General features: G+C 66.8%; 5 protein-coding genes. All 5 read left to right on the plus strand.

Annotation, left to right across the window (positions count from 1 at the left end; translation table 11 throughout):
- Position 1 precedes the first annotated feature (1 nt).
- The 5 genes from GVM20_RS01005 (at position 2) to GVM20_RS01025 (ending at position 15046) form a co-directional block, all read left to right on the plus strand.
- A complete protein-coding gene (locus GVM20_RS01005; protein WP_166545436.1) occupies positions 2-7600 on the plus strand; it encodes an MBG domain-containing protein in 7599 nt (2532 codons plus the stop codon).
- Between the two features lies 1 nt (position 7601).
- Entirely contained in the window at positions 7602-10661 is a 3060-nt protein-coding gene (locus GVM20_RS01010; RefSeq protein ID WP_166545437.1) for a CHAT domain-containing protein, read from the plus strand.
- A 15-nt stretch (positions 10662-10676) separates the two neighbouring features.
- Positions 10677-12743, plus strand: coding sequence for an adenylate/guanylate cyclase domain-containing protein (locus tag GVM20_RS01015; protein ID WP_166545438.1), 2067 nt, complete (start codon positions 10677-10679; stop codon positions 12741-12743).
- A complete protein-coding gene (locus GVM20_RS01020) occupies positions 12730-13476 on the plus strand; it encodes a hypothetical protein (RefSeq protein WP_166545439.1) in 747 nt (248 codons plus the stop codon). The genes GVM20_RS01015 and GVM20_RS01020 overlap by 14 nt, the downstream gene beginning before the upstream one ends.
- 184 nt (positions 13477-13660) lie before the next feature.
- Positions 13661-15046 carry a multiheme c-type cytochrome gene (locus tag GVM20_RS01025; protein ID WP_166545440.1) on the plus strand — a complete coding sequence of 462 codons (1386 nt, stop codon included), beginning with the start codon at positions 13661-13663 and terminating at the stop codon, positions 15044-15046.
- Positions 15047-15048: the final 2 nt, after the last annotated feature.

A 15048-nucleotide genomic window follows, 5' to 3' on the forward strand; every position in this document is an offset into this window, starting at 1 on the left:
GATGACCCGTGCGACCCGGAGCCGCCATCCTCATGCCAAGCGCTCGCAGCTCATGCTCGGCTGCGGCAGTGCCGCGCTGGCGCTCGCGCTGTTGCTGCCCACCCGGGCCGAAGCACAGGGCATTCTTGCAGACGGTAACGTCGTGTTCGGTGCGGCGAACATCGAAAATAGCGGGCCGACCAGCACGACGGTCGATCTGTTCACGCCGACGGTGGTGATCGACTGGTCGCCGAACGAGGATAACAATGGCAACGCACTGGATTTCATCCGTGAAGATGCCAGCGCCTTGTTCCGCAATTTTCAAACGCCAAACTTCGCGGTTTTGAACAGGATCCTGCCGACCGCCAACGGTAACGTTTTAACGATTAATGGCACGGTCCTGTCGCGTTTCGTCGACCAGAATAGCGGGAGCTCGCCGGCCGGGACGGTTGCCTTCTATTCGCCGACCGGGATCCTGATCGGCGGCACCGCAACCTTCGATGTCGGCAGTCTGCTGTTGACCACCCTGGACATCCAGCCGGGCGACTTCGAGGCTTTCGGGCAAGGCGGCATTGCGACCTTCACGGGCGCCGCGGGATCGACCGCGCGTGTCCAGATCAATCCCGGCGCACAGATTCTGGCGACGCCGGAAAACGCCTATTTCGCTGTGGTCGCGGCCGATATCGAAATGGTGGGCACGGCGCGGATCAACGGCAGCCATGCCTATGTCGCGGGCGAGGTGGTCAATCTCGGCTTCTCGAATGGTCTGTTCAGCATCCTGGTTCCGGTCGGCACGGCGGCGTCCGGCGAGGTGGTGACGGTCAACGGCAATGTCGGCGGCCCATCGAGCACCGGGTCGGGCGACAATCACATGATCTACGGCGTGGCCCGCGCCGGAGCCGACCCGATCAGCATGCTGTTCAGCGGCAATCTCGGCTTCGACCCCGCACAGGGCGCCGGTATCGTCAATGGCGAGATTATCCTGTCGGCCAACTACAACGTGTCCGGCCGCGCTGTGAACGGCGACACCATCAGCAGCGGGATCGCGGCGACCTTCAACGGCGATTCCGAACTAAGCGATGTGCGCGCCGACATTTTCATCGATGATTTCATCGCCAGCAGCAGCCTGCTCGCGATCGGCACGCACCGGGTGCAGGCAACATCCTTCGATGTCGCCAGTTCGGTCGCCGGCAATCTGCTGCTCGTCGGCCGCCAGAATGCCGAATTGATTGCGCAAAACGGGCAGGGTTTCACCGTCACCGGCGATGCGCTGGTCGACTCGCGTGATTACGGCGTGAGCGACCCCAACCCGCAATTGCTTGATGCGATCAATGCCCAAGGCGGATCTGCGCTGATCCTTGCCGGGGTCGGCAGTGATGTAACCATTTCGGGCAGCACGCTGGTGACGGCCGATGCCTTGGGCGGATTTGATCCCGTCAATCTGACAGCAGGCAGGGCCATCGCCGGCTCGGCGGTGGTCAGTGCGGCGGGCGGCACGATCGGCCTGGGCGGGGATGCCACCATCACAGCGCGCGGACTCGCCACCACGACCGCAGGTGCCGTCGTGGGTGCCGAAGCCCGCGGCGGGCTGGCGCAGCTTGCGGCAACGCAGGGGGGCTCGGTCAATGTCGCGCAGAAACTCAGCCTGTTCGCTGAGGCGATCGCGGCAGAGGGTTCGCAGGTCAGCCTCTCGACCGTGTCGAACGCCTATGGCGGGCAAGCATTGATGACTGTGGCTGCTGGCGGCGGCACTTTGACCATTGGCGGCGAAGTCGAGGCCAATGCGAGTGCTCGCGGCGGTGCTTCGAACAGCGGCGGGGCGGGTTCAATCGGCGATGCCGGGACAGCTGCGGCCACAATCAACGGGCCGGGGCTGATCACCATAACCGGACGCATGCAGCTCGACGCACAAGGGTTCGGCGGCGCCAATGGCGGTGGCACCGGCGGCGTCGGGCTGGGCGGCCGCGCTTCGGCGACGACCTTCTCAGGCGGTACGATCGCCATCGGCGGAGCAATCGACGCCAGCTTCCGAGCTGATGCGCGCGGTGAGGGCGCCGCCGGGCAGATCGGCGGCGACGGGTCCGGCGGGATTGCCGGAGCGATCGCCGAAATCGGCACGATAACCACTTTGGGTCGCGCACAAGCGACCAGCGAAGGTGTTGGTGGCAACGCGACATTCGGGTTTGGCGGCAATGGCGGGATTGGTCGGGGCGGTGCTGCGGTCTTCCGGGCCGCTGGCACGCTGGCACAGACCGCCACGCTCACCATCGGCGGCGATGCACGCGTTTCTGCACAAGGCATTGGCGGCGGGGGCGGGCAGACCGACGGTGCCGCAATTGCCCCCGGGCGCGGTGGCGACGGCATTGGCGGGGATGGTGCTGCCCCCAATCAGGCCGATCCGACCTTCACCAACGGTGCTTATATTCTTGCTGGTGGTGACAGGGGCAACCTCACGGTAATTGGAAGCGCGCTACTTTTGGCAATGGGCACGGGCGGCCGGGGCGGGGCTGCTGCCTCACTGATCAATGGCGGACGCGGCGGCGACGGCTTTGGCGGACGGGCGCAGACTGGCTTGGAATTGTTTGGGCTGAACGGCTCGGTCGGTGAGGGAACCGCCAATTTCGGCAATGTGGTGGCCACCGCCGACGGCATTGGCGGCAGTGGCGGCGGTGCGGACTTCGGTTTTGCGACCGGCGCGGGCGGCAATGGCACCGGCGGCTCTGCGGCGCTGACGGTGCGGGCGGGCGACATAACCGCCAATCAGGTCACGCTCGAAGCCGTGGGCATCGGCGGCGAGGGGCGCGTGGGCGGCAGCGGGACCGGCGGCGCGGCGCAAGCGATCGGCAGCCTTGGCGGCACTGTGGCCATGACCCAGTTCAGTGCAGCCGCGACTGGCGTTGGCGGGAGTAGCGGCTTTTCAGCGGGCGGGCCTGGCCTCGGCGGGGAAGCGGCTATCGAATTGCAAGGCATCCGCGTGACGGTTTCGGGCAACACGACCGTCGAGGCGAATGGCGCTGGCGGTTCTGCTCAGACCGGCAATGCCGGTAACGGCACGGGCGGCACGGCCTATATCGCGGTGACCAACGGCACGCAGGGCAGCGGGACTTTCTCGGGCAACGCGGCGATCCGCGCCAATGGCTTTGGCGGCACACCGGATGAGGGTGGGATCGGGGGCATTGGGCGCGGCGGGGTTGCCTTTACGCAGGCGCAGGCGGCCAGTGTGGTGCGTTTCGGCTCCCTTCAGGTGACCGCCAGCGGGCGCGGCGGCGAGAGCGAAGCTGATCAGGTTGCCTATGTCGGCGGGGCCGGGTTTGGGGGTTCTGCCGAACTGCGAAGCTTGGGCGCGGGCAGCAGCCTGATCGTCGAGCGCAATTTTGATTTCAACCTCTTTGCCGACCCCCTCAACGGCGGCGCGATTGTCGCCGCGCTCGGGATCGGTGGCATCACCACGGGCGGCACGGGTATCGGCGGCGCGGGCAATGGCGGTGCGATTGTGCTGCGCGCGGCGCAAGGTGGGTTGCTGGCCTTGCCCGCCAACCCCAACAATGATCCGGGCAGTGGCGGGTTCAACCGGCTGTTCGCGCGCGGGTTGGGTGGCGGCTCGCTCGCAGAAGGCGGCACCGGCGGCGCGGCATCTGGCGGCACAGGCCTGATCGAAGTCGACGGCGGCACCATGACTATGGGCGAGACGGTATTTTCGGTGTTTGCCGAAGGCGGGTCGAGCCTGCTGGCCGGCAGCAACATCAGCGGCGGTAACGCCAGAGGCGGCAACCGCCAGATCCGGGTGCTGAATGGCGGCACGGCAACGCTGGAGCTGCTGGGCGGCGTGGCCGGCGGCGTCGGCGGCAATGGCTCGGGCACCGGCGACGGCGGTGACGGCTTCGGGGGCCGCAACACGCTTGAAGTACTGGGGGCGACGCTCAACATCGTCGGCCGGACGGTGGTGGTCGATCAGGCCACCGGCGGCGCGGGCCGCATCGGCGGGGATGCCTTCGAGAACATTGACGGCGGGCTGGTCAGCTTCACCGCCAATCAGGCGACGATCAACTTCCTCCCCAATGCGAGCGGCCAGTCAGGCCTTTCGGTTGGCGGGACCAATCAAGGCGGCGCGGGCGATGTGGCGGGCGGCAATGCGCGCGCCACACCGGCCACTGTGAACATCACCAACAGCACCTTTACCGGCGGCAATTTCGAATTCCTCGCAACCGCGCAAGGCGGCGCTGGGACAGGCTCTGGCGGAACCGGCGGCAACGCAGCCAGCGCGAACATGACGGTGGCGATCAGCGGCTCGGATCTCGGCCTGATCGGCCAGAATGTCATCGCTGTTGATGCGCTTGGCGGGGCCGGAGCGCCGAATGGAGCAGGAGGCGCGGCAACCAGCGCCAATGCCGATGTGGTGGTGACCGATTCCACCCTCACCATCGCCGCCAACGCCGTCGGGCTGCCCGGCGTCCTGCGGGTGCGCTCGCAAGCCAATGGCGGCGCGGGGGCCACCACCGGCAACGCTGCGAGCGGCAGAGCAGCGCTGAACCTGGCGAATTCGACCCTCGCTGTCGGCCAGCTCTTCATCGAGGCGCGCGCCTTTGCGGCGGCCGCCGATGCGGGGCAGACAGGTGGGATCGCCAATGGCGGCTCCACGCGCCTTGAATACAGCGGCGCCACCCAAGCCGATACGAACCTGATCAGCATAAACAGCAATGCCCAGACCTCCGGCGGCGGCAGCGCGGCTGCGGGCAGCACCTTGCTTCAGGGCGCTGCTGGTAGCCAGGCGGCGATCAACACCGCTGTGCTCACCATGTCCGCCGATGCCGCTGGCGGTAGCCCCGGCACGCAGGCCAATGGTGCAGGCCGGTTCCTGGTCGATCTTGGCGGCGGCAACGTCAACGCCGGCACCATGCTGGTCACGGCGCTGGGCGATGCGATCATCGGCGATCCGCCAGCATCACAGTTGGTCGCCCAAGGTGGCAATCTGAATGTGACGGGCTCGCTCGATGTCTCGGCCTATGACGACATCCAGATCATCACCGGAGCCGGATCGATCATCGGCAGCCAGCCTGTCGCCGCCAACACCACGGCGATCACGGTGACCTCGCGCGGTGGGATCGAGATTACCGACGACAATAGCGGCGGGATCAGCCTTGGCGGGCAATCGATCAGCCTCAATGCGGGACGCTCGATCCTGCTCGATGCCAATCTGGCAGTGGGCAATGGCACGGTCGACCTGCTGGCTAACGTTGCCGGAACGCTCCCGCTTCCCCCGGGCCCGGCCGGTCCAGCGGTCATCACGATGGCACAGGGCAGTTCGATCAATGCCGGCACCGGCACAGTGACGCTGCGCCTGTTCGATAGTGGCGGCGTCCCCGGACAAGAGAGCGGCGCTATCACGCTGGCGAATATCACCGCTGGCCAGATCGACGCACGCAACTTCGGCACCACGCCCGGCAGCGACATTGCGGTGATCGGCTCGGGCGTGTTGACCGCTTCGGGCACCGGACGCGCGATCGATCTGGCCTCGCTCAATGGCGAGGTCATCAACCTCAATGGCGATGCCGGTTTGATCCTGACCGGCGGCGGGCATTACGGCATCTTCGCTGCGACGCCGACGGGATCGCAGATCGGCTCCTTCGGCAATTATGCACGGCGCTATAACGTCGCGAACGCGGCGGCCTACGATGCGCTGAACCCCGGTGGCAATTTCGCGGCCTTCCGGATTGTGCCGGTCCTGACCGTGACCGCCAATGATCTCACTCGCTTTTATGGCAACGCGGACCCGGCGCTAACCGCCAGCGTCACCGGCTTCCTGCCGGGTGACGGAGTTGCGAACCTGTCCGGCGCGCCGCTGCTGACGACGCTCGCCAATAGCACCTCCAATGTCGGCCTGTTCGCCATCAACGCGGCGCAGGGATCCTTGCTCAGCGAGCAGGGGTATCAATTCACCTTCAACTCCGGCCAGCTGACGATCGCGCCGCGTCCCATCACCGTGACTGCGAACAATCTCAGCCGGGTCTATGGCAATGCCAACCCGGCACTGACCTTCACGGTGGGCGATTTGGGGCTGGTGAATGGCGATCAGCTGACGGGCGCGCTGGCGACGACGGCTGACGTGACCACCGGGGTCGGCAATGTCGCGATCACGCAAGGCACGGTGGCGGCCAGTTCCAACTACGCGCTGACCTTTGTGGGCGGCCAGCTGACGATCACCCCGCGCGGGCTGACGATCACGGCGGACAGCTTCAGCCGGGTCTATGGCGACGCCAATCCGGCGCTGACCTTCACGCTTGGCGGAGCGGGGCTGGTGAACGGCGACCAGCTGACCGGCGCGCTGGCGACCGCGGCTGACGCGACCACCGGAGTCGGCACCATCGCCATCACGCAAGGCACGCTGACAGCTGGCGCGAACTATTCGGTGGGCTTCACCAATGGCCAACTGACGATCACACCGCGCCCGATCAGTGTGACGGCGGACAACATCTCGCGCATCTATGGCAACGCCAACCCGGCACTGACCTTTACAGTCGGCGGGTCGGGTCTGGTGAACGGCGATCAGCTGAGCGGCGCGCTGGCGACCACGCCTGATGTGACCACCGGAGTCGGCACCAGCGCGATCACACGGGGCACGCTGACGGCAGGCGCGAACTATTCGGTGAGCTTCACCAACGGCCAACTGACGATCACACCGCGCCCCATCACCGTGTCGGCGGACAGCCTCTCGCGGATCTATGGCAACGCTAACCCGGCGCTGACTTTCACGGTCGGCGGGGCGGGTCTGGTGAACGGCGATCAACTGACCGGCGCGCTCGCGACCACGGCTGACGTGACCACCGCCATCGGCAATATCGCGATCACGCAGGGCACTTTGGGAGCCAGCTCCAACTATTCCCTGAGCTTCACTAATGGCCAGCTGACGATCACACCGCGTCCGATCACGATCACGGCCGACAACGTGACCCGTATTTATGGCAATGCCAATCCGGCGCTGACCTTCACGCTGGGCGGGTCGGGGCTGGTGAATGGCGATCAGCTGACCGGCGCGCTGGCGACCACGGCTGGCGTCACCACCGGGGTCGGCAATGTCGCCATCACGCAAGGCACGCTGACGGCAGGCGCGAATTACGCGGTGAGCTTCACCAACGGCCAGCTGACGATCACACCGCGCCCCATCACCATCCGGGCGGATGACAAGGACAAGCTGGTCGGCGAGCCGGATCCGCTGTTCACCTTCACCATCGGCGGCGATGGCCTCGTCAACAATGACCAGCTCACCGGCAGCCTCTCGCGCGATCCGGGGGAGACCCGCGGCATCTTCGTCATCCGGCAAGGCACGCTCGTCGCCGGGCCGAACTACATCACCACCTTCGAGCCCGGGGCGCTGACGATCATTGTCCCGCCAACCCCGCTCGCGCTCAACAACCCCACCCTGCTGGAACCCCTGAACATCATCGGCGCACCCCTGCCTGCCTTCACCGACGAGGAAGACGACGCACGCTTCGGCATCGACTTCCCGCAGCGTGCCGATGCGGCGTTGATCTCGGAGGACGAGATGCTCGATGAACCGGTGACCAGTGGCGGCGACGCCTCGCTCTATGGCGGCGGCCAGACACCCCCGACGGGAGGGAAGTGAGATGACCCAGTCCAAGGACAAGGCACGCTTCATTCTGCCCGCGCTGGCGGCGCTCGGGCTGATGGGGACTTTGCCAGCCAGCCAGACGGCCGCGCGTGAGCCGGGCACGGCGAGCCTCAGCCTGCGGGACACTTTCCCGATCGGCTCGAACGGCTTGTGCGAAGCGCAAATCCTCGCCCCCGAGCCGGGCGCGGGGCTGTTCGACCGACGTTATTCGGTGATCTGCCGCGATGCCGCCGCGCCGGTCGGCACGCTGTGGGTGGTGAAGACCGGCAACGCGGCACCTCCACCGGCGCGCTTTGCCGGGGCGGATGCGCGCTGCACCGATGGCGCTGCCGGTGCTGCCGCCGTGACGGGAATCGCCACCGTGCAACGCTTCTCCTGCGCCAAGGAGGGGAGCGTGCTGCGCTCGGATTTGCTGATCGGCAATCGCGGAGGGCGCACCTATGCGGCCAGCGGATTGACGGCCTATGCCAAGGCGCTCGAACTGGGCATGGCATCATTGGCGAGCGATGCGGTGGTGCCCGGCATCGTCGAAATCCCGCTCACCAGCACCACTGACGCGGTCGCCTTTGCGCGCCAGCAGGCCGAAGCGATCGCGGCGGACCAGGCACTGATCGAAGCCTATCGCCGCAGCAACGCCGGAGAATTTGCCGAAGCAGCGGAGTTTTTTGCGGCATCGTCAGCCGCACTGGCCGGGCCGGGTGCGGCCGAAGCGCGGCTCAATGAAGCGTTGCAACAATCCAATCTCGGCAATTTCTCCGAAAGCCGCCGCCGTTTTGCCGAGTTGCGCAGCGTCAGCGCGACCAGCCCGGTGCTGGCCCGCCTGCAACGCAACTACGAAGCGATGGACGCGCTCAATCAGCGCCAGTCGGCGCGCGCGCTCGCGCTGCTCGATGCGCCGTTGCCGGTCGAATTCGCCGATAATGCGGCGCTCGCCGATCTCCAGATCGGGCCGGCGCTGGCGGGACAGCTGGCCAGCGAAAGCGGGCGGGTCACGGGTGACTATGCGCTGAGCCTGACCCCATTGGAACGCGCGCAGCTGCTGGATGGGCAGCACGCCTATCTCAAGGCGACAGTGCTGCGGCAGATGGGCCGGACCGAGGATGCCGCAGGCTTCCTCCGCACGGCTGAAGCGATCTTTGGCGATGTGCGCGGCGGACGCGTGGTGTCGATCATGTGGCTGCGAGCGCAGGTGCTGGGTGAGCTTGCCGAACTCGCCGAACGTTCCGGCAAGCAGGGGGAGGCGGAGCGGCTGCACAAGCAGGGGATCACTTTGCTCGAAGTGACCTACCCCGGCTCGCCCGCGCTGGGCACCGCCCGGGCGCAGCTGGCCGGTCTCTTTGCGCGCAGCGGTCGCCGTGACGAGGCGCTGGCGCTCTACCGGACGATCATCGCCGATGCCGATGGCCGGGCCATGCCGTCGCTCCGCAGCTTGCTGACGCCCTATTTCGGGCTGCTGATCGACGAGGGCCGCGGCAATGAGAGCGCAGCGGGCGATCTGTTCGCCGCCAGCCAGTTGCTCCAGCGCCCCGGTCTCGCGCAGACTCAGGCGGCCCTGGCGCGCGAGCTTTCGGGCGGCAGTGATGAAGCCTCGCAAATGTTCCGCACCGCCACCAATCTTGGCCGCGGGATCGAACAGCTGCGCACCGCGCTGCTCGAACTGGAGACCATACCCGAACCAGACGCCGGACAGACGGCGCTGATCGCCGAACGGGCGGCGCGGCTGGAATTGCTGCGGCAGCAGCAGGCCGAGGTGCTGGACAAGCTCGCCGCCTATCCGCGCTACCGTGCTGTTACCGAACAGGCGATCACGCTCGCCGACCTGCAAGCCACGCTCACCGAGGGCGAGGCCTATGTGAAGCTGGCGACGCTCGAAAGCGATGCCTATGTCATCTACGCCACCCGCGATGCTGCGATGGCCTGGCGGGCCGATGCCACTCCGGCGCAGCTCGACAAGCTGGTGAGCCAGATCCGTGATAGCATCGCGGTTGTCGAAGGCGGACAGGTGCTGACCTATCCCTTCGACATCGTGCGTGCGCGTGAGCTTTACGTTCGGCTGTTCACCCCGGTGGCCGACGAACTGCCCAAGGCCCGCCACATCGTGTTCGAGCCCGATGGCGCGCTGCTCAAACTGCCGATCAACCTGCTGGTCACCGATGATGCCAGCGTAGCGGCCTATCAGGCGCGGATGAAACAGCAGGGCGCGGACGAATATGACCTGCGCGGCACCAAATGGCTCGGACGCACCACCCAGATCAGCACCTCGGTGGCCGCCTCGGCGTTCCGCGATGTGCGGGCGGCCCCGCCATCGGATGGCACGCGCGCCTATCTCGGGCTTGGCGAAAACGCGCCGATTGGCGCCGCCACGCCCGGCGCATCACGCACCCGCGCTGCTGTGGAGGCGGGCGAGAAGTGCCTGTGGTCGCCCAATATCTGGGCCAATCCGATCAAGGCCGACGAACTGCGCGGCGCAGCGGCCCGCTTTGGCGAGGGCGCTCGAATCCTGACCGGCGCTGCCTTCACGGACAACGCGATTGCCGCTCTGCCTGACCTGTCCGAATATCGCATTCTGCACTTTGCCACGCATGGCCTGGTCACGGCGCCCCAGCCGCAATGTCCGCCCCGCCCGGCGCTGCTGACCAGCTTCGACAGCGCGGAAGGCTCGGACGGGCTGCTGAGCTTCGCCGAGATTTTCGGCCTGCGCATCGATGCCGACCTCGTGATCCTCTCGGCTTGCGACACCGCCGGCAGCGCGACGGTGGGCGCGACCCGGGAGGCCGGCGTTACCGGCGGCGGCGAGTTCGCGCTTGATGGGCTGGTGCGCGCCTTCGTGGGTGCCGGAGGGCGAACCGTGCTCGCGAGCCATTGGCCGGTGCCCGACGATTTCAACGCGACCGGACGCCTCATATCGGGCCTGTTTGCCGAGAACGGCCGCGCCACCGCCGAAGCGCTCAAAGCCTCACAGGAAGCGTTGATGGACGATGCCGAGACCTCGCACCCGTTCTACTGGTCGGCCTTTGCCGTGGTGGGCGATGGTGCGGCCAAGCTGGCGCGTTGAGGCGCTGCTGTTGCCATGAACACCAGCGCTGCCGCTGCCGCTGGCTCCGCCTTGCGCCTCGGTTGGCTGGCGCGCGGCTGGCGCAACGTGCGCGAAGCGGGCGGGATGCAGCTGGCTTTGACCGTCATGCTCCTGTGCGTGGCGCTGTTCATCGCACGCTACAGCTGGGTGCTGCCCGACGGGTCCGAGCCCACCCCGCTCACCAGCGAGGCTGAGCGCGCGTTCTACGATCTCAGGGCCTATTATTCCGCCGATCTGGTCGAGGAAGACCAGCGGGTCGTGCTCGTCGTCTATACCGACCAGACCCTGATCGCCGCGCGCAAACGCTCGCCGCTGGACCGCGGCCTGCTCGCCAAGACGCTGCGCACGCTCGACACCTTCGAGCCCAAGGCGATCGGGATCGACATCCTGTTCGACCAGCCGCAGGACGAGGACGAGGAACTGATCGCCACACTGCGCGCGATGAAAACTCCGGTCGCGGTCGCCTATGCGGCCAAGGCGACCAACCCGGACGACATCGAATACGAACAGCAGCAGTTTCTCGAAGCCTTCATGGCGCGGCTGAAAGGCAGCAAGGCGCGCCCGGCGAGCATCCGGCTCGACAACACCTTTGGCGCAACCCGGCTGTGGCCCGATATCCGCGAGGGCCTGCCGCCGCTGCTCGGGCGCGTGATGCTGGCCGATGCGGGCGAACCTGCCACCGCCTTTGCCAATTACGAGGGCGCGATCGATTACCGGCGGCCCAAGTTTCAGGATTCGGTGCTGTTCCCCCCGGCCCAGATCGACCTGTTCGTCGATCCCGACCCGGAGATCCTGCCCTTTCTCAAGGAACAATATGCGGGCAAATATATCCTGATCGGCGGCGATATCGTCGACTATGACCGGGTTGAGACGACCTTCACCTCGATCAATGGCGAAGTGCCCCCAGGGATTGCCGTCCATGCCGAGATCATCGCCCAGATGCTCGATGGTCGCGTTCTCACCCCGATCCCGGCTTGGGTGCTGTGGGCCATGGCGATTCTGGTGATCATGGTCGCGGTTCTGACCGCCCTGCTCGAATGGCCCGCGCGGCGGCTTGCGCTGTTTGGCGTCGCCCAGCTGGTGATTTTTCAGGGCGTGCCGGTGCTGTTGCAGGTTCGCAATGTCGATACCTACGGATTGCCGGTGGTCGGCTGGCTGATCGGGTGGATCATCGTCTTCACCGCCGTCACCACCGCCGCGCGCGCATCGGGCGCGGTCCAGCGCAATTTCGCCACGGGAGCGCTCGGCAAATACATCCCGCGCGACATCGCCCTGGCGATTATCGACAAGCCCGAATTGCTGTCATTGGGCGGCGAGAAGCGCGCAATTTTCGTGCTGTTCAGCGATCTGGAGGGCTTCACCAAGATGAGCCACGCGATCGAGCCGGAGATGGTGGCCAAGCTGCTCAACCGCTATCTTGATCTGCTGAGCCAGGTGGTGCTCGATCATGGCGGCGTGATCGACAAATTCGTCGGCGATGCGGTGGTGGCGTTCTGGGGTGCGCCGATCAGCCGGCCGGATGATGGCACGCGCGCGGCACGCGCGGGCTATGCGATGTGGCAAGCGGGCGAGGCGTTCCGGCGCGAGGTGGCAGCGATGGATGCCAGCCTGCCGCCGATCGGCAAGACCCGCGTGGGCCTGCATTACGGCGAGGCGGTGATCGGGAACTTTGGCGGCGCGACCCGGATCCAGTATACTGCGCTCGGCGACTCCATGAACACGGCTGCCCGGCTTGAGGCGGCCAACAAGGCGCTCGATTCAGCGGTGATGGCCAGTCGCGAATTCGCCGAGGCTTCGGGGCTCGACTGGTGGCGCGCCATGGGACGGGTGCAATTGCGCGGGCGAGCGCGGGCGGTGGATCTGTTTGAACCTGCGCCTGATTTCCCGGCCGAAGACCGCGCGCTGCTGGCCGAGGCTTGCCAGCTCGCCGCGACGGACCGCGCAACCGCGCTCCGGTTGGCCCAGCAGGTGGCCGCGCGCCACCCTGATGATACAGCGCTGAGCAATCTTGCCCGGCGCATGGAAGCAATGGACGAGGGAGGAACCTATGTTCTCGGATAACATGAAATCGCGGCTGACGGCGCTCGCGCTTGTGGGTGCGGCGCTGGCGCTTCCGGTTGCGGCGATGGCCGGGGTGGTGGTGAAATCCACCGGCCCTTCCTCGTCCAAATACCCGGTTGGCACCAAGGTCGATGACAATGCCTCGATCACGCTGAAGGCGGGGGATGTGATCACCGTGCTCACCGCAGACGGCACGCGCGTCATCAAGGGGGCTGGAACCTTCCGTGTGGGCGACCGTCCGCAGGTCGCAGCGGACCGCTTCGCCTCCCTAACCCGGAAGCGCGCCGCCACCCGCGTGCGGACCGGGGCCGTGCGCGGCGAGGCGGACGAGAACCCGACCAATCCCAGCCTGTGGTATGTCGACGTCACCCGTTCGGGCACAATCTGCCTTTACGACCTTGCCACTGTGCGCCTGTGGCGCCCCGGCACGCCCGGCACCAGCACCTACCGGATGTTCAACCGTGAGAACGGCGCAGCGGTCGATGTCACCTTCGACGAGACGGTGATGATCGCCGCGCTCGATCCGGCGCGCCTGCCGATCGTGGAGGGCGCGCCCTACACCATCACCGGGCCGGACAACGCCACCAGCGCGCAGATCGACTTCGTGCTGCTGCCCGAAGATTACGAGGCGCCCGATGCGCTCGCCGAAGCGCTGATCGCCAAGGGCTGCACGGTGCAGCTCGAAGCGCTGGCCTCCAGCCTTGAGGCGTCGGCCGAAGCCAGCGGGGGCTGAAACCGCATTGGCTGTTGCATCCCGGCCCCAAGCTTGGGACAAGGGGGCAGGGGTCGGTCATACGGGGGGAATCGGTAGGCGGACGATCAAACCAGACGCAGGGTTACAAGCATCGCATGGGGGCGCGTGCTAGCCTGTCATGGTTTAGGGCAATCCGGCTCTCGGGCATCTCGGGGGGGATGGGATGAGGCGATTTTGGGCGGATGTGATCACTGGCCTGGCGCAGCGGCGGGGAGCTTTGCGCGTCGCGGCGGTGGTCGCTCTCGCCGCGCTCTACCCGGCCTCTGGCGCGATCGGTAACGGCACATTCGAAGGCGTCGCCAGCTGCGCCGGATCGACCTGTCATGGCCGGGCCGAAGGCAATGGCGCGGTGGTCCGGCAGGACGAGATCGCCACCTGGCAAGAACCCTCATCCCCCAGCGGCGCCCATTCCCGCGCCTATGCCGTGCTCGGCGGTCGGCGCGGGCAGCAGATCGCAGCAAGCCTCGGGCTGGGTAATGCGCAATCGGCCCCGGCGTGCCTCGGATGCCATTCCACCAATGTCCCCGCCGGTCAGCGCGGGGCGAAGTTCACGGTCACCGACGGGGTCGGGTGCGAAAGCTGCCACGGGCCGTCGGGCGGGACCTGGCTGGCAGAGCACTATGCGCTGCCCGCCACCCATGCCTCGAACGTCGCGGCCGGGCTGACGCCGCTCGACAATCCCAAGGCGCGGGCCAATGTCTGCCTCGATTGCCATTATGGATCGGCGAAACCGGGTCAGTTCGTCACCCACGCGATGATGGCGGCAGGCCACCCGCGCGTCTCGTTCGAGCTCGATCTGTTCAGCGCGCTCCAGCAGCACCACAATATCGACGGGGATTATACCGCACGGAAGGCGACGCCCAATTCGGTGCGGTTCTGGGCGGTGGGGCAGGCCGAAGCAGTGCGCCGCGCGACCAGCCTCTTCACGCAGCCCAAATTCGCCTACGAGGGCGCCTTCCCGCAGTTCTATTTCTACGACTGCCATTCGTGCCACCGGACAATCACCGATGGCCCGCACCGCAAGCTCACCTTCGAGACCAATCCCGCGCGGCCAATCCCGTTCGGCAACCCGCCGTTCAATGACGAGAACATGATCATGCTTCAGGCGGTCGCAGGCGCGCTGGTGCCGGGCGAGGCGGCGAAGTTCCAGAGCGCCGCGCGCGGCTTCCATGCGGCGATGGGGCAGGGGCCGGGCGAGGCGCGCGCTGCTGCGCAGGCATTGTCGGTCCATGCCGGTCTCTTGGCCGATGCCTTGTCGGGTCGTGCCTATGCAGATGCCGACGCATTCAAGGTGATCGCGATCATCGCGGGCGAAGCGACGGCGCCGCGCTTTACCGACTATGCCGGATCGGTGCAGGCGGTGATGGCGGTCGATACGCTGCTGAATGCGCTGGTGCGCGAAGGCCGGGTGACGCAGGGCGCAGCGGCGGGAATCCGCGGCGAAATCGCCCGGGCGTACAAGGCGGTCGAGGAGCCCAATGCCTACCGCCCGGCCGATTTCCGCGCTGCGCTCAAATCGGCCAGCGGCGCGATTGGCAGGCTGCAATAGCC

Origin of the sequence: Porphyrobacter sp. SLTP (genome assembly GCF_009905735.1) — a bacterium.
GTDB lineage: Bacteria > Pseudomonadota > Alphaproteobacteria > Sphingomonadales > Sphingomonadaceae > Erythrobacter.